Source organism: Saccharopolyspora phatthalungensis, from assembly GCF_014203395.1.
In the GTDB taxonomy this organism is placed as follows: domain Bacteria; phylum Actinomycetota; class Actinomycetes; order Mycobacteriales; family Pseudonocardiaceae; genus Saccharopolyspora; species Saccharopolyspora phatthalungensis.
Window position 1 is genome coordinate 3,424,855 of record NZ_JACHIW010000001.1, and the last position, 20,981, is coordinate 3,445,835.

19 protein-coding genes are annotated in these 20,981 nt (G+C 69.1%); 11 read left to right on the forward strand and 8 right to left on the reverse strand.

What is annotated here, in order from left to right; translation table 11 throughout:
* Nucleotides 1-73 precede the first annotated feature (73 nt).
* Complete coding sequence (locus BJ970_RS15860) at nucleotides 74-2,581, forward strand: FtsK/SpoIIIE family DNA translocase (RefSeq protein ID WP_184726977.1); 2,508 nt, start codon at nucleotides 74-76, stop codon at nucleotides 2,579-2,581.
* Between the two features lie 50 nt (nucleotides 2,582-2,631).
* Here BJ970_RS15860 and BJ970_RS15865 read toward each other — a convergent pair whose 3' ends face one another.
* Entirely contained in the window at nucleotides 2,632-3,846 is a 1,215-nt protein-coding gene (locus BJ970_RS15865; RefSeq protein WP_184726978.1) for an alpha-hydroxy acid oxidase, read from the reverse strand.
* A 104-nt stretch (nucleotides 3,847-3,950) separates the two neighbouring features.
* On the reverse strand, nucleotides 3,951-4,520 hold the full coding sequence (locus BJ970_RS15870; RefSeq protein WP_184726979.1) for a phospholipase: 570 nt from the start codon (nucleotides 4,518-4,520) through the stop codon (nucleotides 3,951-3,953).
* A 267-nt stretch (nucleotides 4,521-4,787) separates the two neighbouring features.
* On the opposite strand from BJ970_RS15870, the gene BJ970_RS15875 reads away from it, so the two are divergent.
* A complete protein-coding gene (locus BJ970_RS15875) occupies nucleotides 4,788-6,125 on the forward strand; it encodes an AAA family ATPase (protein ID WP_184726980.1) in 1,338 nt (445 codons plus the stop codon).
* A gap of 114 nt (nucleotides 6,126-6,239) precedes the next feature.
* Here the strand turns inward: BJ970_RS15875 and BJ970_RS15880 are convergent, their stop codons facing one another.
* Nucleotides 6,240-6,770, reverse strand: coding sequence for an amino-acid N-acetyltransferase (locus BJ970_RS15880; RefSeq protein WP_184726981.1), 531 nt, complete (start codon nucleotides 6,768-6,770; stop codon nucleotides 6,240-6,242).
* Nucleotides 6,771-6,956: 186 nt separating this feature from the next.
* On the opposite strand from BJ970_RS15880, the gene rimO reads away from it, so the two are divergent.
* From rimO to BJ970_RS15915, 7 genes are all read left to right on the forward strand, one after another.
* Nucleotides 6,957-8,393 carry a 30S ribosomal protein S12 methylthiotransferase RimO gene (gene rimO / locus BJ970_RS15885; protein WP_184726982.1) on the forward strand — a complete coding sequence of 479 codons (1,437 nt, stop codon included), beginning with the start codon at nucleotides 6,957-6,959 and terminating at the stop codon, nucleotides 8,391-8,393.
* A complete protein-coding gene (gene pgsA / locus BJ970_RS15890; RefSeq protein ID WP_184726983.1) occupies nucleotides 8,390-9,013 on the forward strand; it encodes a CDP-diacylglycerol--glycerol-3-phosphate 3-phosphatidyltransferase in 624 nt (207 codons plus the stop codon). The genes rimO and pgsA overlap by 4 nt, the downstream gene beginning before the upstream one ends.
* Nucleotides 9,010-9,501, forward strand: coding sequence for a CinA family protein (locus tag BJ970_RS15895; RefSeq protein ID WP_184726984.1), 492 nt, complete (start codon nucleotides 9,010-9,012; stop codon nucleotides 9,499-9,501). Before pgsA ends, BJ970_RS15895 begins: the two co-directional genes overlap by 4 nt.
* 182 nt (nucleotides 9,502-9,683) lie before the next feature.
* A complete protein-coding gene (locus BJ970_RS15900) occupies nucleotides 9,684-10,154 on the forward strand; it encodes a helix-turn-helix domain-containing protein (protein WP_184726985.1) in 471 nt (156 codons plus the stop codon).
* Nucleotides 10,155-10,421: 267 nt separating this feature from the next.
* Complete coding sequence (locus BJ970_RS15905; RefSeq protein WP_184729133.1) at nucleotides 10,422-11,258, forward strand: PspA/IM30 family protein; 837 nt, start codon at nucleotides 10,422-10,424, stop codon at nucleotides 11,256-11,258.
* Between the two features lie 11 nt (nucleotides 11,259-11,269).
* Nucleotides 11,270-12,115 carry a phage shock envelope stress response protein PspM gene (gene pspM, locus BJ970_RS15910; RefSeq protein WP_184726986.1) on the forward strand — a complete coding sequence of 282 codons (846 nt, stop codon included), beginning with the start codon at nucleotides 11,270-11,272 and terminating at the stop codon, nucleotides 12,113-12,115.
* 157 nt (nucleotides 12,116-12,272) lie between these two features.
* Nucleotides 12,273-13,550 (forward strand): uracil-xanthine permease family protein, encoded by a 1,278-nt coding sequence (locus BJ970_RS15915; protein ID WP_184726987.1) that lies wholly within the window; start codon nucleotides 12,273-12,275, stop codon nucleotides 13,548-13,550.
* Between the two features lie 42 nt (nucleotides 13,551-13,592).
* Here BJ970_RS15915 and BJ970_RS15920 read toward each other — a convergent pair whose 3' ends face one another.
* Genes BJ970_RS15920 through BJ970_RS15930 form a run of 3 tightly spaced genes read right to left on the reverse strand, consistent with a single transcriptional unit; the run spans nucleotide 13,593 to nucleotide 15,848 of the window.
* Entirely contained in the window at nucleotides 13,593-14,372 is a 780-nt protein-coding gene (locus BJ970_RS15920; protein ID WP_184729134.1) for a DNA-formamidopyrimidine glycosylase family protein, read from the reverse strand.
* A gap of 7 nt (nucleotides 14,373-14,379) precedes the next feature.
* Nucleotides 14,380-15,018 carry a LysE family translocator gene (locus BJ970_RS15925; RefSeq protein ID WP_184726988.1) on the reverse strand — a complete coding sequence of 213 codons (639 nt, stop codon included), beginning with the start codon at nucleotides 15,016-15,018 and terminating at the stop codon, nucleotides 14,380-14,382.
* A complete protein-coding gene (locus BJ970_RS15930) occupies nucleotides 15,015-15,848 on the reverse strand; it encodes a ParA family protein (RefSeq protein WP_184726989.1) in 834 nt (277 codons plus the stop codon). The genes BJ970_RS15925 and BJ970_RS15930 overlap by 4 nt, the downstream gene beginning before the upstream one ends.
* Before the next feature lie 105 nt (nucleotides 15,849-15,953).
* Here BJ970_RS15930 and BJ970_RS15935 point away from each other — a divergent pair, with 105 nt between their 5' ends.
* Nucleotides 15,954-16,685 carry a class I SAM-dependent methyltransferase gene (locus BJ970_RS15935; RefSeq protein ID WP_184726990.1) on the forward strand — a complete coding sequence of 244 codons (732 nt, stop codon included), beginning with the start codon at nucleotides 15,954-15,956 and terminating at the stop codon, nucleotides 16,683-16,685.
* A gap of 251 nt (nucleotides 16,686-16,936) precedes the next feature.
* Nucleotides 16,937-17,356, forward strand: coding sequence for an SCO2097 family morphological protein (locus BJ970_RS15940; protein ID WP_184726991.1), 420 nt, complete (start codon nucleotides 16,937-16,939; stop codon nucleotides 17,354-17,356).
* A gap of 134 nt (nucleotides 17,357-17,490) precedes the next feature.
* Here BJ970_RS15940 and BJ970_RS15945 read toward each other — a convergent pair whose 3' ends face one another.
* Entirely contained in the window at nucleotides 17,491-19,737 is a 2,247-nt protein-coding gene (locus tag BJ970_RS15945) for a transglutaminase TgpA family protein (protein WP_184726992.1), read from the reverse strand.
* Nucleotides 19,734-20,981, reverse strand: a complete 1,248-nt coding sequence (locus BJ970_RS15950; protein ID WP_184726993.1) for a DUF58 domain-containing protein — start codon at nucleotides 20,979-20,981, stop codon at nucleotides 19,734-19,736. Before BJ970_RS15950 ends, BJ970_RS15945 begins: the two co-directional genes overlap by 4 nt.

Sequence of the window (20,981 nt, forward strand, 5' to 3'; positions counted from 1 at the left end):
CGAAAAGACCTCCGACCAGTGATCTCCCGTGGCCGGTGTGACGCGAGAGGCGGGTGAGGATACCGTGTGGGGCATGGCGAGCCGGACATCGAACGGGGGACGTGGCTCGGCGCGCAGTAAAAGCGCGACTAAGCGTAACGGCTCCGCTGCCCGAAGTGGTGGAACGGCCAAGTCGAGCACCGCTCGGAAGACCACCGCTCGGAAGAGCACCGGCCGGAAGAGTACCGAGAGTGCCAAGCCGCGAGCCGGATCGACGCACGCACCCCGTCGACCAGCGCCGAAGCGATCGACCAGGTCGCGCGCCAAGGGCGGCGGTCTCGCACGCGGCATCGGTGGCGTGGTCCGGGCGTTCGGCAAGACCAAGCAAATCGACCCCGCGCATCGGCGCGACGGGCTCGCGCTGATCTTCCTCGCGACGGCCGTGATCGCCGCCGCCGGAGTCTGGTGGCGGGCCGGAGGCCCGGTCGGGCACTGGTTCGACTGGGCGTTGCGTTCGGTCATCGGCATGGCCGCGGTCGTGCTGCCGATCGTGCTGCTGATCACCGCCGTCCTGCTGATGCGCACCGAGACCAGCGCCGAGGCGCGGCCCCGGGTGGTGATTGGATCGACGCTGCTGATCTTCACCACGCTCGGCATCCTGCACATCCTGTCGGGCTCCCCGCTGGACTCCGAGGACTGGCCCGCTGCCGGCGGCGCCCTCGGCTTCGTGGCAGGCGGGCCGCTCGCGCACGGACTCACCGGCCGGGTCGCGGTGCCGGTGCTGGCACTGATCGGGATATTCGGGCTGCTTCTGCTCACCGGCACACGGGTGCGCGAGCTGCCGGCTCGACTGCGCGGCCTCGGGCACGAGGGCGAGGACGCCAGACCGGCGGCCGCTGCCGAGGAAATCGAGGCCGATCCGGCTTCGGTCAAGCTGCGCCGCCCGTCCCGGCGCCGCCAGGCAGCAATGGCCGACGAGGACCGCCAGCTGTCGCTGGACGACGTGCCGGCCGAGCCCAAGCCCGCCAAGCCGAAGGCGGCTGCGGTGCCGGCTACCCCGGTCGCCGAGGAAAAGCCGAAGAAGGCCAGCAAGCCGCAGATCAGCCGCAGCGTCGAAGGCGACTACCAGCTGCCGCCGCTGGACGTGCTCACCGATGGCGATCCGCCGAAGAGCCGCAGCCGGGCCAACGACGCCATGATCGAGGCGATCACCGCGGTGCTGGAGCAGTTCAACATCGACGCCCAGGTCACCGGCTTCACCCGGGGCCCGACCGTCACCCGCTACGAGGTCGAGCTCGGCCCGGGCGTGAAGGTCGAGAAGATCACCGCGCTGACCAAGAACATCGCCTACGCCGCGGCCACCGACAACGTCCGGCTGCTGGCGCCGATCCCGGGCAAGTCCGCGGTGGGCATCGAGGTGCCCAACAGCGACCGCGAGATGGTGCGGCTCGGCGACGTGCTGCGCTCAGCCGAGGCGAGCAAGGACACCCACCCGCTGGTGATGGGACTCGGCAAGGACATCGAAGGTCACATGGTCACCGCGAACCTGGCGAAGATGCCGCACCTGCTGGTGGCCGGTTCGACCGGCTCCGGTAAGTCCAGCTTCGTCAACTCGATGCTGGTGTCGCTGCTCGCGCGGGCCACCCCACAGGAGGTCAGGATGATCCTGATCGACCCGAAGATGGTGGAGCTGACCCCGTACGAGGGCATCCCGCACCTGATCACGCCCATCATCACTCAACCCAAGAAGGCCGCCGCCGCGCTGGCCTGGCTGGTGGAGGAGATGGAGCAGCGCTACCAGGACATGCAGGCCAACCGGGTGCGCCACATCGACGACTTCAACAAGAAGGTCGACTCGGGGGAGATCACCACCCCGCTGGGCAGCGAGCGCGAGTACCGGCCGTACCCGTACATCCTGGCCATCGTCGACGAGCTCGCGGACCTGATGATGACGGCGCCGCGCGATGTCGAGGACGCCATCGTGCGGATCACGCAGAAGGCGCGGGCCGCCGGTATCCACCTGGTGCTGGCCACGCAGCGCCCGTCGGTGGACGTGGTGACCGGTCTGATCAAGACCAACGTGCCGTCCCGGCTGGCCTTCGCCACCTCGTCGCTGACCGACTCGCGGGTCATCCTGGACCAGCCGGGGGCGGAGAAGCTGATCGGCATGGGCGATGCCCTGTACCTGCCGATGGGGGCGTCCCGTCCGGTGCGGGTGCAGGGTTCGTTCGTCGCCGACGACGAGATCCACCGCATCGTCGCGTTCACCAAGGACCAGGCCGACCCGGACTACACCGACGGCGTCACGGCCGCCAAGGCGGGCGAGAAGAAGGAGGTCGACTCCGACATCGGCGAAGACCTCGACGTCCTGCTGCAGGCCACCGAACTGGTCGTAACCAGCCAGTTCGGATCCACCTCAATGCTGCAGCGCAAGCTGCGGGTGGGGTTCGCCAAGGCCGGGCGGCTGATGGACCTGCTGGAGTCGCGGGGGGTCGTCGGGCCGTCGGAGGGGTCGAAGGCGCGGGAGGTGCTGGTCAAGCCGGACGAGCTGGAGAACACGCTGTACTCGATCCGGGGTGGACCGGCGCCGGATGCCGAGTGACACGATTTCAAGGGAAACCGGCGTGTCGGTTTCCCCTAATCGCCGGGGAATCAGCGGCGGAGGGTGGCGTGGGAGGCGTTGAGTTCGCCGATGGAGTGGACGCCCAGCAGCTGGAGGGTCCGGACGATTTCGGCGCGGAGGATGTCCACCGCCTTCTGCACCCCCCGTTCGCCACCGGCCATCAACCCGTACAGGTAGGCGCGGCCGATCAGGCACGAATCCGCGCCCAGCACGATCGCCGCGACGATGTCGGCGCCGCTCGCGATGCCGGTGTCCAGCAGCACCTCGGCCCGGTCGCCGATGGCGTCGCGGACCGCCGGTAGCAGCTCCAGCATGGTCGGGGCCCGGTCGAGCTGCCGCCCGCCGTGGTTGGACAGCACGACTCCGTCGGCACCCAGCTCGACGACCCGCCGGGCGTCGTCGGCATTCTGGATGCCCTTGATGATCAGCGGCCCCTGCCAGAGCTCCCGCAGCCACTCCAGGTCGGCGTAGTTCAGCGCCGGGTCGAACATGGCGTTGATCAGGTCCTGCACGGTGCCGGACCAGTGGCTGAAGGTGGCGAACGACAGCGGCTCGGTGGTCAGCAGGTTGAACCACCACGCCGGGTGCATGGCCCCGTCGGCGATGGTCTTGAGCGTCAGCTCCGGCGGGATCGTCAGGCCGTTGCGGGTGTCGCGCAGCCGTGCGCCGGCGACCGGCGTGTCGACGGTGAGTAGCAGCGCCTCGTAGCCGGCGTCCTGCGTTCGCTGCACCAGCTCGCGGCTGGCCTCGCGGTCGCGCCAGAGGTAGAGCTGGAACCACTTCCGGGCGGTAGGGGCGGCAGCGGCCACGTCCTCGATGGACGTGGTGCCCATTGTGGACAGTGCGTAGGGGATGCCGGCGCGTTCCGCGACGCGGGCCACCGCGGGCTCGCCCTCGTGGTTCATCATCCGGGTGAAACCGGTGGGGGCGAAGGAGAACGGCAGTTCGGCACGCTTGCCGAGCATCGTCGTACCGATGTCCACTTCGGACACATCTCGCAGCACCGAAGGGTGGAACTCGACGTTGCGGAAGGCCTGCCGGGCGCGACGCAGGCTGATCTCGGCTTCGGCGGCGCCGTCGGTGTAGTCGAACACCGCGCGCGGGGTCCGGCGGCGGGCGATGGCGCGCAGGTCGGCGATCGAATGGGCGGTGGACAGCCGTCGCTCGGTGGGATTGAACTGCGGGGGTTTGGCCCGCAGCAGCGGACGGAGTTCGGACCAGCGCGGAAGTCGCCGCTTGACCATTCGTGTTCCCCTCTCGCCGGGCACCGCGAGGGGGACATTACCTTTTCGCACTGGCCGAAAGCAGAGTTCGAAGCCCGCGTTCCGCGGACCGCGCTAGGACAGGGTCAGCCGGTCGCGCCGAGCCGCACGACCGCGCCCTCGGTGTTGACCGCGCGGTACTCCAACAGCGAGCCGACGCTAGAGACCAACGGCTGGATCTGCGCCAGATCGACGGCATGGGCGGTGGATCCGCTCGCGCCACCGAATTCCCGCACCGCGAAGTAATAGACGTTCGCGGTGCCTTTGCAGCCAAGGTCATTGCCGCAGACCGAGTACATGTCGGCCCGGAAGTTGTCGTCGATCCGCCTGCGGTTGTCCTCGGTGAACCGGTGCTGCTTCGTGAAGTTGCGGTAGCCGAAGTCGTGCCGTTCGCAGCTGGTGCGGAATTTGTAGCCCAGCGGCTCATTCGGAGACATTGAACAGCCGTCGGAGGACCAGTCCAGCTGGTCGGCGTGGGGCATTCCGGCGCGGGTCGACGTGAACGAGTCGAGTGAGATCTCGAACAGGTAGTGGTCGGTGACCGTCTGCAGCTGGGTCTGGCTGAGTTCGGCGTGTGCGGTACCCGCCGCGAGCAGCAGGGTCCCGGCAATGGCGGCGGTGGCGACGAAGCCACGGCGAGGAACGGAACTTTCCACGGCTGGTCTCCTCGAATCCGAGCGGATCACTCCCAGTGTTATAGCCGGTGCGGGTGATGCCCGCGGGACGCAAGAGCGTCGTACACGAGAACGGTTTACCCGATATTCGACCAGACAGGTGACGCTGTCGGCGAGGCTGGGGGTCCGTGATCGACCCTCGAAGTGATGTTACTTAGAGTGAAGTAGTGCCTGATAGCGTACCCTTGTCCTGCTTTTTGCGGTTTACTTGCACAGAACGGCTCCAAAGTCGTAATAAGGAGGTGACTCATGCTTCGTAGCTTCCGTCTGGGCAACCACAAGTCGTTCCTGGAGGAGCAGGAGCTGATGCTCATGCCCAGCATCGACCGGAAGCGATTCGTACTTCCGGTGACCGCGATCTATGGTGCGAACGCTTCCGGGAAGTCCAACCTGCTCGATGGCTTGCAGTTCATGCGGTCGGCCGTGCTGTCGTCGTTCCGGCGCTGGGATGCCTTGGAAGGAGTTCCCCGCATGCGGTTCAGGTTGGACCCACGCGCGGCGGAGAGCCCTTCGATCTTTGTCGCTGAGTTCAGGGTTGAAGATGTTCCTTACACGTATGGTTTCACCCTGAACGACGAGAGAATCCTTGAAGAATGGCTGTATTCTTACCCGAAGAACCGGTCGCGAAAGGTGTTCGAGCGCAGCCGTGATCAAGTTAAGTTCGGTAGTACGCTAGCGGAATCTCACGCTAAGCTTGAAGTGTTGGAGGAAATGACGCGGCATAATGCTCTCTTGCTTAGTGTTGCCATACAGTCGAACGTTGATTTCGCGAAGCCGGTGTATCAATTTTTTTCGAGATTTTTAATATTTTCCGGCGTAGGCGCGGGTCCTGTCTCTGCATCGGCTGCACGGTTTGTCGATGCTCGTCCTGAGAACCGAGAAAGGGTAGTGGAACTTCTCCGGGTTGCCGATATGGGCATCACGGATCTGGTGATAGAAGAAAACGAGGATCCTTTTTGGCGACGTCGGCAGCGGGAAGTTGAAGCAAGGCTGAAAGCTGTTGAGTCTCAAGTTGCTGACTCGGGCACCGAGGTTGATCCGCGGCATATCGAAAACCTTCGGCGCGAACTGGATGAATTCCGCCAAGGTCCAGCGCGAACCGTTTATCAGATCAAGACAGTGCATGGTCACTCTGAATACTTGTTTGACCTTACTGATGAATCCCAGGGCACGCGTTCCTGGCTGCGTTTGATCCCCACTGCGCTGACGGCGCTTGATCGAGGATCCGTACTGGTGGTTGACGAGATAGACTCGAGTCTCCATCCGCTGTTGACGGCTCGACTGGTCGGGTTGTTCCGGGACGAGCGAACAAATCCCAATGGCGCCCAGCTTATTTTCACAACGCATGACACGAGTTTGCTTGGCACCATGCTCGACGGTGAGGTGCTGCAACGAGACGAGGTCTGGTTTGTCAGTAAAAAAGATTCGGGATCCAGCGATATATATGCGTTGAGTGACTTCAAGCCACGGGCTGGAGAAAATACTGAACGCAGGTATTTGCGTGGGAGTTACGGTGCCGTTCCATTTCTTGACCACGACGATTTCGTCGCTGCTGTCGGGGGCGGCATTGACCAGACGCGAAAATAGGCGCCGACGTCCGGCGCCGCGGTTTGAATACAAGTTCGGGCACGAACACCTCCACAACCCGTCGACCGGGATGTGGCAGCTGGTCGAAACGGTGGTTCTTCCTGGGCAGCGTCGTTAGTCGAGGTCGAGGAGCATTCGGGTGTTGCCGAGCGTGTTGGGCTTGATGTTGGCCAGGTCGAGGAACTCGGCCACCCCGGCGTCGGCCGAGCGGCGCATCTCCTCGAAGACTTCCGGGCTCACCGGTGCGCCGTTGATGGTGCGGAAACCGCGGCGGCCGAAGAACTCGGTCTCGAAGGTCAGCACGAACACCCGCGAGAGGCCGAGTTCGCGGGCCAGGCCGACCAATTGGTGCACCAAGCGGCGGCCGATGCCAAGGCCCTTCACCGCCGGGTCGACCGCGACGGTGCGGATCTCGGCGAGGTCTTCCCAGAGGACGTGCAGGGCACCGCAACCGACGACGCGGGTGGGGCGGTCGGGTTCGGCCAGCTCGGCGACCCAGAACTCCTGGATGTCCTCGTAGAGCGTGACGAGTTCCTTGGCCAGCAGCACCTCACCAGCGTAGGTGTCGACGAGAGACTTGATCGTCCGCACGTCGGCGATGCGCGCTCGGCGAATCGTTATTGTAGATGACGTATAGTCATTCATGAAGTCATCGTAACGCCACGATCCCGCGGTGGCACTCGCTTTACCGCGCTCCGCACGTCACATCCCTCAGCCGCCGCAGCATGCGCGTGTTGCCCAGAGTGTTCGGCCTTGATCGTGCGGGCGTCGCGGACTCGGCCCGGCAGGCTGGTGCGCGGGGCGTGGTGACCGGGACGTTACGCTCGTCGCATGTCAACCGAGCAAAATCACCGCCGAGTCGCCATGGTCACGCTCGGTTGCGCACGCAACGAGGTCGATTCCGAAGAACTCGCCGGCGGTCTGCACGGCCGTGGTTGGGATCTCGTCGATGCCGATGAGGCCGACGTAGTGGTGGTCAACACCTGCGGCTTCGTCGAATCCGCGAAGAAAGACTCCGTCGACACGCTGCTCGCCGCCGCCGACACCGGCGCGAAGGTCGTCGCGGTGGGCTGCATGGCCGAGCGCTACGGCGCCGAGCTCGCCGAGCACCTGCCGGAGGCCGACGCGGTGCTCGGGTTCGACCACTACGCGCAGCTCGCCGACCGACTCGACGACGTCCTGGCCGGCCAAGCGATCCAGCCGCACCAGCCACAGGACCGGCGCAAGATGCTGCCGATCACCCCGGTCGCCCGGCCCGCTGCGGCGGCCGAGGTCGCGGTCCCCGGCCACGGCTGGGTCCCGGCCGCCCGCGCGGTGGCACGCCGCCGGCTCGACGACTCGCCGGTCGCCGCGCTCAAGCTGGCCTCCGGCTGCGACCGGCGCTGCTCGTTCTGCGCCATCCCGTCGTTCCGCGGTTCCTTCCTGTCCCGCCCGCCGGAAGAAGTGCTGGGCGAGGCCGCGTGGCTGGCCGAGCACGGCGCCAAGGAACTGTTCCTCGTCAGCGAGAACTCCACCTCCTACGGCAAGGACCTGGCCGACGCGCGGGCGCTGGAGACGCTGCTGCCGAAGTTGGCCGCCATCGACGGCGTCGACCGGGTGCGGGTGTCCTACCTGCAACCCGCGGAGACCCGCCCCGGCCTGGTGCGGGCGATCGCCACCACGCCCGGCGTCGCGCCGTACTTCGACCTCTCCTTTCAGCATTCCAGCGAGTCGGTGCTGCGCCGGATGCGCCGGTTTGGCTCCACCGAGTCGTTCCTGGCGCTCATCGAGCAGATCCGCGAGCTCGCCCCGGAGGCGGGCATCCGCAGCAACGTCATCGTCGGCTTCCCCGGCGAGACCGAGGACGACTTCGCCGAGCTGCGGGACTTCCTCACCCGCGCCCAACTCGACGCCGTCGGCGTGTTCGGCTACTCCGACGAGGACGGCACCGAGGCCGCCGATCTCGACGGCAAGATCGACGCCGACGCCATCGACGAGCGCGTCGAGCGGCTTTCGGATCTGGTCGACGAACTGATCGCACAGCGTGCCGAGGACCGCATCGGCACCGAGGTGCGGGTGCTGATCGAGCGCGTCGGCGACGAGGAGTGCGCCGGTCGTGCCGATCACCAGGGACCGGAGGTAGACGGCGAATGTCTCGTCGCTGATCCTGGAGAGGTCAGGGTGGGCGATGTGCTGCGCTGTCGGGTGGTGGCCAGCGAGGGCGTGGATCTCGTGGTGCGCCCGATCGACAGCACGCCCGCCGAGAACCGGTCCGGGGAGCAGCCATGACGGCCGATGGCGTGGCATCGAACTCCGCAGCGTCGAATCCGCCCGAGCCCGCGCCAGTGCCGCTGGTCAACATCGCCAACATCCTGACCGTGTCCCGCCTGGCGCTGGTACCGGTCTTCCTGGTGGCGTTGTTCTGGGCGGGCGGCCACGACACGTTGTGGCGCTGGATCGCCACCGGCGTATTCATCATCGCCTCGATCACCGACCGCATCGACGGTGACCTAGCCCGCAAGCGTGGCCTGGTCACCGACTTCGGCAAGGTCGCCGACCCCATCGCGGACAAGGCGCTGACCGGAGCCGCGCTGGTCGGGCTCAGCCTGCTCGGTGATCTGAGCTGGTGGATCACCTGGGTGATCATCGGGCGCGAGATCGCCGTCACGCTGCTGCGGTTCTGGGTGATCCGGCACGGCGTGATCGCGGCCAGCCACGGCGGCAAGATCAAGACGCTGCTGCAGGCCATCGCCATCGGCCTCTACCTGCTGCCGCTCGGCGGCTGGGCCGATCTGCTGCGCTGGGCGGTGATGGGCGTGGCGCTGATCGCCACCGTCGGCACCGGGGTGGACTACGTCGTGCGCGCGCTGCGGCTGCGGGCGGCCGGGCAGGCGAAGGTCAACGCGTGATCGTCGAGCCTGTCGGGTTGTCGTTGTCACAAGTAGCGGACTTGGTCGACGCATTGCGGCAGCGTGGTGAGACGGTGGCCACAGCGGAGTCCTTGACCGCCGGGCTGGTGGCCGCAGTGCTGACCGACGTGCCCGGTGCCAGCGATGTCGTCCGGGGCGGGCTGATCGTTTACGCGACGGATCTGAAGGCGGAGCTGGCCGGGGTCGATCGCGATGTGCTCGCCGCGCACGGTGCCGTGCACCCCAGGGTCGCGGAGATGCTCGCCGAAGGCGCGTGCGTTCGCTGCCGCGCGCACTGGGGGATCGGTCTCACCGGAGTCGCCGGGCCCGACCCCCAGGACGGTGTGCCGCCGGGCACCGTGCATCTAGGATTCGCGGGTCCGCGCGGCGTGACAGTGCGCTCGGTGCGGCTCGACGGCGATCGGCACGCCGTGCGGGCTGCGGCCGTTCGGGTGGCGCTGGAACACTTCGCGGGTCTGCTGCGTTGATGCAGCGAGGTGCCGTGCGCTGGCACAAGTGCGCGCTCGGCCGGGCTCGGCCAAACGATCACGGGACGTTCGCCCTGGGCGGACTTGCCGACGATCGTTCTCGTTCGGGCCCTCGGATGAGTAACGTAGGGGATGTTCACGCGTAGTGCACGCGGTAGGCGACGAAGGAAGGGAGGCGCGCGATGACCGTATTGTTGCGGGAGGCGGTCGGTGAACGGCTGCGCCGCGCCCGGACCGCACAGTCTCGAACCTTGCGGGACGTTTCGCGCGCTGCCCGGGTGAGCCTCGGATATCTCTCCGAGGTGGAACGGGGCCGTAAGGAGGCGTCCAGCGAGCTGCTCGCCTCGATCTGCGGCGCCTTGGACCTGCCGCTGCCGGAACTGCTGGTGACCGTGGCCGGCGACCTCGACGACACGCTGGTGGTGCCGTCGGGCGTCGATCAGTCCACACCGGCGGAGATCGACGGTGGCCACCTGGTGCCCAGCCTGATCGGCACCGAGTTGTCCGACGCCGAGCTGTCCCAGCAGCAGCTGGTCGGCGCCGAAACCGGTGCGGACGCCGAGCCGCGCGCCTGCGCGGACCGGCTGCAGCCGATGCTCAGCCAACGGATCAGCGCGCCGGTGCGCAAGCCCGGCGTCGTAGTGGCCGCATAAGCGGTCGGAGCCCCATAAGCGTTTTCTCGTGAGTGCCAGAGCGGACCGATGTCCGTTTTGGCACTCACGAGCATTGTGGGGCCCCGGTGTCGGGCGGTGCTGGTGTTCCTGGTTCGATCTTGGGTTGACGACTCCGGGTAAATCCCGGAGATCTACCGTGTTTGGTGGTAGCCGACACGACTACCTGACACGATGGAACCAGCTGGCACGCCGCTGCGGTCGCGCCGGCTGTGGGGAGCCGAGCACAGGAGAAGGCAGGCGGAGGAGATGGCCAATCCGTTCGTGAAGGCCTGGAAGTACCTGATGGCGTCGTTCTCGTCGAAGGTTGACGAGCACGCCGACCCGAAGGTGCAGATCCAGCAGGCCATCGAGGAAGCTCAGCGGCAACACCAGAGCCTCTCGCAGCAGGCCGCCTCGGTGATCGGAAACCAGCGGCAGCTGGAGATGAAGCTCAACCGCCAGCTCGGCGAGGTCGAGAAGCTGCAGGCCTCGGCCAAGCAGGCGCTGGTGATGGCCGACCAGGCGCGCGCCAACGGCGACGAGGCCACCGCCCAGAGGTACGAGGAGACCGCCACCCAGCTGGCCAGCCAGCTGGTCACCGCGGAGCAGGGTGTCGAAGACCTCAAGACACTGCACGACCAGTCGCTGGGGGCCGCCGAGCAGGCCAAGCAGGCCGTGGAGCGCAACGCGCAGATCTTGCAGCAGAAGATCGCCGAGCGCACCAAGCTGCTCAGCCAGCTGGAGCAGGCCAAGATGCAGGAGCAGGTCTCGGCGTCCATGCGGCAGATGACCGAAATCGCCGCACCCGGCAACACGCCCTCGCTGGAAGAGGTGCGGGACAAGATCGAGCGCCGCTACACCACGGCGCTAGGCGAGGCCGAGCTGGCGCAGAACAGCGTGCAGGGCCGGATGCTCGAAGTGCAGCAGGCGTCCATCGACGCGGCCGGTGCCAGCCGGCTCGCGCAGCTGCGCGCCTCGATGGGCACCGGGCAGCAGCAGGTGACCGGTGGGCAGCAGCAGCAGATCACCGGGGGCTCGGAGACCTCCTCCGAACCGGCCACCAAGCCTCAGCAGCAGCAGAATCCGCAAGCCGGCCAAGCCTGAGCGAGCGCGGCGTGAAGTCCCGCAAGCACGAGCTGGCGCAGTTGGGTGAGGCCGCGCTGGAACAGTTGCGCGGGCCCGTCCTTTCCGAGGTGCGCCGGAAGTTCGCCAGCTGGCGCGATCCGCGGGCACGGTTGCTCCGGCAGCGAAAGCGCGCCAAGCGTGCCGCGGCGAGCAGCACGGTCGCGGCCGGGGCGTTCGGGGCGGGTTCCTTCGTCGCGGCGTCCACGCCGACGATCTGGGCGGAGTTGGGCGATCTGGGGTGGTTGCTCCAGGACGTGGCGACCTTCGGCCTTGGCGGGGTCGCCGTTGCCAGCGGTGTAGGGGCGGTCAGCGCCGGGTTGAGGTACCGGCGGCTCAAGAAGACGCCGCTGCCCGACCCGTTACCGGAGCCCGTGGCGCTGCCGCCGCAGGGGTCGGAGGCGCGGGAGCCGATGCAGCGGCTGCGAGACGCCGAGCAGAGCCTGCGTGGTGCGTTGGCGCAGCTGACGTCGGCGGGTGCGGGCAGCGCCGCAACCGACGCGCGGAGCACTGCGGACAGCGCGGCGGCGGAGCTTCGGCGCGTCGCGGACCGGCTGGTCGCCGTGGAGGCGGCGATCCCGCACGCGCCAGCGGCGGAGAAGCCCGCGCTGCGGGCTGACGTGCGGCGGCTGCGGGCGGAGCTGGATGAAGGACTCGACGGATACGGCACCTTGGTCGCGGCGGCGGGCCGGGCGGTGGCCGCCAGCGGTGCGCCGGAGCAGAAGCACCTGATGCTGGATGCGACCGATCGCTTGGCCGGGCTTGCGGCGGGTTTGCGGGAGTTGTTCGGTCCAGGTGGGCCGGCGCCGGATCCGCGGCGCCGATCCGATCCGGCCTGAGGCGACACACCCGGCGCGTATCACTGCTGGTAGTCGGCGATTCGCCGGTCCATCGGTGAGTTGGCTTGATTGTGTGATGCGAAATAGTAATCTTCCTCCAGTCATCACATGCCGTTGCAGCAGATTCGCCTGACTGGGCGGCTCGGGGGAGGACGATGTGGCGTTGTGGACCGTGCACGGCAACGGTCGACGCCCGGTGCCCGATGCCGTCGTCGCCTCCGGGGAACGGCTGAGCTGGCCGCTGACCGTCGGTTTCGGGTTGCAGCACCTGCTGGCGATGTTCGGCACCACGACGCTCGTGCCGCTGCTCACCGGCTTCCCCGTGACGACCACCCTGCTGCTCTCCGGCCTCGGCACCCTGTTGTTCCTGCTGCTCACCCGGAACCGGGTGCCCAGCTACCTGGGCGCGTCGGTGGCCTTCGTGGTGCCGCTGGGGGCGGCGGCGGACGAGGCCGGCGCAAGCCCGTCCGCGCTGCTCGGCGGGGTCATGGTGGTCGGCCTGGTGGTGATCGCCGTTGGGGTGGCCGTCAAGGCGCTGGGCGTGCGGCTGCTGGAGTCCGCGATGCCACCCGTGGTGACGGGAGCGATCGTGCTGATGATCGGGCTCAGCCTGGCGCCGCAGTCGGTGTCCTCGTTCGACCAGCAGCGCTTGCCCGCGGCGCTGACGCTGGGCACGGTCGTGCTGCTCACGGTCATCAGCCGGGGCATGGCCGGGCGGGCCGCGGTGTTGATCGGGGTGCTGGTCGGGTGGAGCTACGCCGCGGTGGCCGGCGAGCTGGCCGAGGAACGCGTGCAAGAGCTGGCCGCCGCGCCCTGGTTCGGATTTCCCCAGCTGATCGCCCCGCAGGTGCACATCTCGGTGATGCCGTTCGTCCTGCCGTTGGTGATCGTGCTGGTCGCGGAGCACGTCGCGCACCTCAAGGCGGTCGCCGCGATGAGCGGCCGCGACCTCGACCCGCATGTCGGCGATGCGCTGATCGGCGGCGGGTTGGCCACCGCGCTGTCCGGCTCGGCGGGTGGCTCGGCGCTGAGCAGCTACGCGGCGAACATCGGGGTCATGGCGGCGACGCGGGTGTACTCGACGGCCGCGTGCATGGTCGCCGCGCTGGCCGCGATCGTGCTGTCGTTCTCCCCTAAGCTCGGTGCCTTGATCAACACCATTCCGCTCGGGGTGCTGGGCGGTGCGACGCTGGTGCTCTTCGGACTGCTCGCGCTCGTCGGGGCGCGGATCTGGCTGGACGCCAGGGTGGACTTCGCGGACCCGGTGAACCTGGTGGTGCTCGGCACGGCCGTGATCGCCGGCGTCGGCGACCTGACGCTGCAGGTGGGTGAGCTCCGGGTCACCGGCATGGTGTGGGGCTCGGTCGGCATCGTGCTGGTCTACCCGCTCCTGCGCCGCCTCGCCGACGCCCGCAACGCCGCCCAGCAGAGCTGAGACCCCGCTTTCTCGCCCGGAAACGATTTCCGGAGCCGGGGGTCATGGTTGGCAATGCGGGCAGTGGTAGGTGACGCGGGCTTCGACGTCCTCGCCCTGGGTGCCACGGCGGACCCGGGCGCCGCAACGCAGGCAGGTGCGTCGGCCGTACACCCAATGCTGGGTGCCGCGGCGCAGTCTGTTGGTGGTCGACTGCTCGGGATGCCAGGCGTTGCGCAGCAAGAGCTCCCGGCACAGCCGCACCGCGCGGGCCGCGTCGATCTCCGCGACCGGCGTCCACGGAGATCGGCCCAGCAGGAAGCACACTTCCGTCTTGTACAGGTTGCCGACCCCGGCCATGACGGTCTGATCCAGCAGCGCGCGCCCGAGCTCCCGGCCGGTATCGGCGGTCAGCCGCCGGATCGCCTCGGCCGCGTGCTCGTCGCCCCATTCCGGGTCGAGCAGGTCCGGTCCCAGGTGGCCGATTAACCGGGATTCCGCCTTGGTCGGCAACCAGCGCAGGTCGTGCAGGTTGAACCCGACCGCGAGCTTTCCGGCGGTGCCTAGCACCGCCCGCACCTGGTGCCCGGGTCGCCGCCACCGGGCTTCGGGCGAGTAGAGGTGCCAAGCACCGTCCATGCGGAGGTGGCTGTGCAGGGTGTGGCCGTCGTCGAAGCGGATCAGCAGATGCTTGCCGACCGGCCGCACCTCGTGCACGCCGCGCCCCGTGAGGTCCATAGTGGACAATTGCGGGTGTCGCAGCTCGCCGCGGGTCAGGACCTGCCCGGCCAGTGCCTCGTGCAGCCGGTGGCAGGTGAAAAAGACCGTGTCGCCTTCGGGCAGGGCCGACTCACCGCCCCTCGACCGCCAGCTTCAGCCCCAGGCCGACCAGCACCGTCGCCGTCACCCGGTCCAGCCAGGCGCGCACCCGCTGCCGCTCGAACAGCGCGCGGGCCCGACCGGCGACCCACACCAGCGCGGTGGACCACAGCAGCCCGATCGAGATGTGCGTGGCCACCAGCAGCGGTCCCCAGGCCAACGCGGCGGGGCCGGCCGGCAGGAACTGCGGCAGCAGGCTCACGTAGAACACGCCCACCTTGGGATTGAGCAGGTTCGTGACCATCCCGGAGCGCAGCGCTGCCCATGCGGTCAGCCGGACGGGCTCGGCCGGGACCTCCTGGGCTTGCGGCACCCTGTTGCGGGGCAACGACTTCCACAACGCGGAGCCGCCCAGCCAGAGCAGGTAGGCCGCACCCGCCACCCGCACGATGTCGTAGGCCAGCTGGGAGGCGGTGAGTAGCGCGCTTAGGCCCGCGACGCTCGCCGTGCCCCAGATCAGGCAGCCGAGGTTGATACCGAGGAACGTCGCCACCCCGACTCGGCGCCCGCCGAGCAGCGAATGCCGCAGGATCAGCATGGTGTCCAGGCCGGGCGTCAGCACGCCGATAAGCGCGACGAGAACGAACGCCCAGAACGCCGTCGTGTTCATTCCACGCCGTCCAGCAACTCGTCATCGCTCAGTTCGGTGCGGCGCGGCCGAGCCGCCCGCAGGGTGCGAGCGAGCAGCAGGTTGAACGCGAGCGCGACCTCCCGCGCGCCCGGGGTGCCCCACTGGTGGATCGGCATGCATGCGCCCTGCGCCTGCTGCACGGCCAGCCGGTCGGGCAACGCGACCGGCATCACCAGCGGCCCGAAGATGTCCCGCAGTTCGTCGATGCGGAACTGGTGCTCGTGCGAGCGCGGCCGCACTCGGTTGACGATGACGCCGAGCGGCTGCAGGTCGGGATTGTTCGACTGCCGTTCGGCCTGCACGGCCTCGAACGCCCGCTGCACGCCGGAGACCGCGAAGATCGTCGGCTCGGTGACCAGCAGCGCGCGGTCGGCGGCGATCAGCGCCGAGCGGGTGAGCCGCCCCAGGGACGGCGGGCAGTCCAGTAGGATCAGCTGGTACGGCAGCTCGCCCTCGGCGATCAAACCGTCCAGTTCGGACAGTGCGTCGGTGAGGCAGGACAGGTGCTTGCCGTCGTGCTGGCCGTTGTGGCTCTCGGCGTCTTCGGAGCCCACCAGGACGTCGACCTCTTCGCCCCAGGAGCTGCCGGTCACCGCCGCCCGCAGCACCTCCGGGCTCGGATCGGCCAGGACGTCGCTGAGCCCCTTGGCGGTTTTCTCCGGTTCCAGACATGCGGTCGCGTTGCACTGCGGATCGAGGTCGACGACCAACGTCCGAACCCCGCGGCGCATGGCGGCCGAGGCAAGCCCGAGCACCACGGTCGTCTTGCCCACGCCACCCTTGAGACTCAGCACTGCCACCGTCTGCACGGTCGTAGCCTACGGAACCAACGGCCGCTGGAGGTGTGCCGCCGGGCTTTTGTTGATCCGCACACCGGTGAAGCGCGCCCATGCCCCCGCATTACGCTGCTCACCATGAGATCCGACGCCGTCTACCAGGTGCTGGAAACCGAACTCGCTGATGTGCGGCGGCGACGCGGTGGGCGTCCGCCGCTGGTCCTCGACGTCGGTGGCGGCAGCGGCGTCTGGGCTGTGCCATTGGCCTCGGCGGGCTGTTCGGTCACGGTCGTCGATCCGAGCCCCAACGCGTTGGCCACGCTCCAGCGCCGGGCCGCCGACGCCGGGGTGGCCGATCACATCACCCCGTTGCAGGGCGACACCGACGCGTTGGCGGCGCTGAGTCCGGAAGGCGGCGCCGATCTGGTTCTCGCGCACGGCCTGCTGGAGGTCGTCGACGACGTCGACGTCGCGGTCTCGGCGCTGGCCGCCGTCACCGCGCCCGGCGGCGCGGTCTCCGTGCTGGTCGCAAACCGGTACGCGGCAGTCCTCGGATGGGCGCTGGCCGGGCGTCTCGTCGAGGCGCTGCAGTTGATCCAGGACCCGGACGGACGGCTCGACGCCGCCTCGGACACCTTGCAGCGCCGGTTCGACACCGACGGCCTGCGGCAGGCCCTGGCGGTCGCCGGGTTGACCGTGGAGCTCATCCAGGGGCAGGCAGTGCTCAGCGACCTGGTCCCCGGATCGGCGCTGGACAACAACCCCAGGGCGGCCGAGGCGATGGCCGAGCTGGAGCGGGTTGCGGCCCTCCGCTCGCCGCTGCGTGACATCGCGACCCGCCTGCACGCCATCGCCCGCCGATCCGCCTGACGCCGCCGGTTTCGGCCGGGCACGGCTCGCGGCAGGCAAGGCTCGGGACCAAACGGGCAACGACTACTGCCCCGAGGGGATGATGTCGGCAACCTCGCATTGTTCCAGTGCAGGGACCGGGTAGTCGGCGCGTCGCCGGAACCGTATCCTCAGGAGTGACGCCCCCAAGCGTTCGCCGGTCTCCAGCCTGCGTGGGCAGCCGCCCCGCGGGTCTCCGGCGCCACTGAGAGACCTGTGCCGGAGGAGGAGTCATGCCACTCTCCGAGCACGAGCAGCGACAGCTCGAACAAATCGAGCGCGCGCTCTACGCCGAGGACCCCAAGTTCGCCTCCACCGTGCGCGGAGGACGGCTGCATCGCCCATCCAGACGCCGGCGGCTGCAGGGCATCGCCGTCTTCGTCCTGGGGTTGGCCCTGCTGGTAATCGGTGCGGTGATCCCGGCCCTCAGGCCGGCCGACATCCCCGTATTGAGCGTGGTCGGCTTCCTCGTGATGTTCGGCGGAGCAGTGATCGTCCTGTCCGCGTTGCGCGGCGCCGGGGACGACATCGAATCGGGATCGGAAAACGGCGGTGGTGGCCGGCCGAAGCGGGGCGCGCCGAACCGCAGCGCTGGACGCAGTTCCTTCGCCCAGCGCATGGAGGAGCGTTTCCGCAAACGCTTCGAGCAATAGCGGCTGGATGATCCGATGATCGCCGTCAGGTCTCTCTCGACCGAGGAGACCAGGGCGGCGATCTTCGCTGTCTGTCCGGGATTTCCGTGCACACACCGTGAGCACGTCGGGTTCCCATCGTCAGTGCACGGGCGTCACGAGTTCGCTTGGCGGAGCTGCAGCACTGAGCGAGGAAACAGGCGCGAGCGGAGGTCCAGCGGCGCCGCGCGACGCAGGCTGTCCAGCACGCCGTGCAATGTCTCCGGCAGCGTCGCCTCCGGCGCCTGCCCCGGTGGTGCATACCACTCCCGTTCCACCGCCACTACCAGCGCTCGCATGGCCTTGGTGCCGGACTCGTCCAGGCCGTAGTGCTCGATGAGCCCGGTCGCGACCAGTCGTGCGGTCTCGGTCGCCGCCGGCCGGGTGCCTCGATCTTGGCACTCATCCAGCACCTCCCGCCAAGCGGTCCCGGCAGCACCCTCCGCGCCTGCCGCGACCGCGTGCAGCCGCCGCCTCCGGCGCGCCTCCCGCACCACCGCAGGCGTCGCGAGCAGCGCCAGTCCGAGCACGAGGACGCCGATGGTGATCGGCCACGGGCTGGCACCCGCCGTCTCGCCGGGTGGGTGCGCCGCCCCGGCATCGGCGCCGTCGGGGCGCTCGGCCCAGGGCACCGGACCGGCCGTGGGTGGCGCGATCGACGGGGCTTGACCGGGCATCTGTGATGGCAGCTGCCGCGCCGGGTTCAGTTCGCGGTGGAGAAACCCGGGCAGCGCGGTGCGGCCGTCGCTCAGCGGCGTCGGGTCGAAGGTCTGCCAGCCCCAGCCCGGGAAATACGCCTCGACCCAGGCGTGCGCGTCCTCGGTGGTGATCACCCGCTCGTCGCCGTCCCGATATCCGGGAGTGAAGCCGATGGCCACCCGGGACGGGATTCCGACGGCCCGCAGCAGGACCGCCATCGAGGAGGCGTATTGCTCGCAGAACCCGCGTTTGCCGCGGAACAGGAAGTCGGACAGGGCGTCGCCGCCGGTCGCCGGAGCGGTCTTCAGGTCGTAGCGGAAACCGTTGGCCGGGTCGGTGAAGTAACGGTTGAGCGCGACCGCCTTGTCGAACGGGGTGGGGGCGGTCGCGGTCAGTCGCCTGGCCAGGTCGGCCACCTGCGGCGGGGTCCCCGAGGTGTCGAGGTAGGCCGCGGTGATCGGCATCGGCCCCCGCGCGCTGCGCAGCTCCTCCGGGGTGGGGTCGGGAATCGTCGCGCGTTCGACGTAGGGGCGGCTTTCCTGGTTGATCTGGGTGAACACGATCCCGGCGGCCGGGTCGTAACGCCAGTTCGGCCCCATGCCGGTGACGGCATTGGGGGTGCCGAACACCGGCAGCCACGGGTCCCGGTAGCCGATCGGCTGGATCTCGACCCGCTCCGGGATACCGCGGCCGATGGTGGTGCCCTCCGGCAGTGGCAGGTCGACGCCGGCGTCGACGCCCTGGGTGAGGCCCTCCAGTTCCCACCCGCGCTGCGGGTCGAACTTCCGCAGCGTCATCGCCCGCAGATAGCTGTCCTGCCGCAGGCCACGAACCCGGAACAGCTCCACGACGCGATCTCGGTTGAGCTGGCCGCGCAGCGAGGTGAATGGCTGCAACCCGATGCCGTCGGTGCCGCTGAACTGCTCCGGCACCGCCCCCGGCAACCGGCCCTCGGTGCCGACGCCGGTGAACGCCGCGCCGGTCAGCAGGGCGATCACGCCGGCGGTGCCGGCGACCGCGACGGTGGTGCGACCGAACAGGGTGTGCGCCACCCGGTTGCGGTCCTCGTGCCGACGCCACTTGCGGTGCTGCCCGCCGGAGGCCAGCAGCACCGCGTAGCCGAGCGCGCCGGCGGTGAAGGTCCACCACGGCAGCATGTCGTCGGCCAGCGAGGCCGGAATGGCGAAGACGCACAGCAGCATCAGCCCGGCCACCGCCGGACTGCGCAAGGTCACCACGATGACGTCCACGACCAGCGCGACCACGCCCAGCCCGAGGCAGACCAGGGCCTGCAAGGCCGGCTCGGCGGGCACCGGCGGAACCCCGGTGCGCACCAGCTCACCGGCCCTGGCCAGCTGGTCGCCGAGCTCGCCGATGGCAGCCGGTCCGGGCAGGACACCGAGCACCGCCTGGTCGCAGAACAGTGCCGTCAAGATCAGCAGCAGGCCGATCAGCTGCGCGAGCCCGGTCAGCGCCAGCCGCCGGCGAAACCGGCGTCCCAATGCCCCCACAGCGGCGACGCCCACCACGGTGAGCACCGCCGGGAACATCCACCGGCCGTCGGCCAGCACCCCGGCGAACGCGGCCGCCGAGCACAGCACCGCCAGCGCCCCGGCCGCGGTCGCCACCAGCGACGTGTCGATGAGGGCCCGGTTCGCGGTCACGTCACAACCCCCGAGTCCGGCGAGGTGGTTTCCCGGCAGAGCCGCTGCCAGACCTCCGCGATCGAGGTCCGGGGGCCGCCCGCGATGACCACGGTCCACCCCGCCGCGCGCAGCCGCCGGGCGGTCTGCCACGGGTCGAAACCGCCTCCGTTTTCCCCGTTCCACGCGCCGACATCGAGCAGCAGCGCGAGGCTTCGAGTCTCTTGTGGACGAAGCTTGGTCAGTTCGGTGACCGCGGCGGTGGTCGTCTCGCCGAGTACCGCGATCAGCTCGTGACCGTTGCCCGGATCGCGGGTGGCCACCAAGTCGCGTTGCGGCGAGCTGCGGACCGCGGCCAGCGCGTCCAGCACCGCTTCGTCGTCGTGCCCGCCGTCGGACGGCCCGGCACCGCCTGCTAACACTTGGCCGTCCTCGGTGACCAGCCGAACCTGCTGGCCGCTTTGGTGCAGATGCAGGCAGATGCTGGCCACCGCGGAGATCGCCCATTCGACGCTGCTGCGCGCGCCGCTGCCCCGGTGCGCCGCCGATCGCCGGTCGAGCAGCACCGTGACGCCGCCGTGCCAGGGGCGTTCCTCGACGCGCACCATCAATTCGTCCCGGCGCGCGGTGGATTTCCAGTGCACGCGCCGGATGTCGTCGCCGTGCCGGTACTGGCGCACCGTCGCGTCGTCCTCGCCGTGCCCGGCCCGCAACCGGGTCGTGCCGTCCTCGCCGGTGCCCAACCCGGAGCCGGCGGGCAGTCCGGCGAGCGTGAAGACCTTCGGCAGCGCGACGAGCCGGCTGCGGTCGGCCAGCTCCCGCTCGAACTCCGAAAGCCCGAACGGATCGCCGATCCGGGTGCGCAACGGACCGATGTGATGGATGCCGCGCAGCGACGGCGTGACCGAATACTCCAGGATCGTGCCGTGCCGGGGCACCGCGTCCAGCCGGAACCGCGGTCGTCCGCCGAGGGCGTGCGGGGTGTCGTCCTCCAGCACCAGCCCGCCGACCGGGAGCCGGCCGCCGGTGACATGCAGTTCGACCGCGGCCGTGGCGCCGACCGGGACCCGCGGCGGCACCACCTGCCGCCGGGCGCCGACGCCGAACCGGACGCGGCTGGACAGCAGCAGGGCCAGCAGGGGCAGCGCGACCACGAACGCCGCCACCCGCAGCAGATCCCGTTCATCCAGCACCAGCGCGCAGATACCGGCGGCCACGCCCGCTGCCAACACGCAGCGTCCGCGGATGGTCAGCCCGGAGAGCAC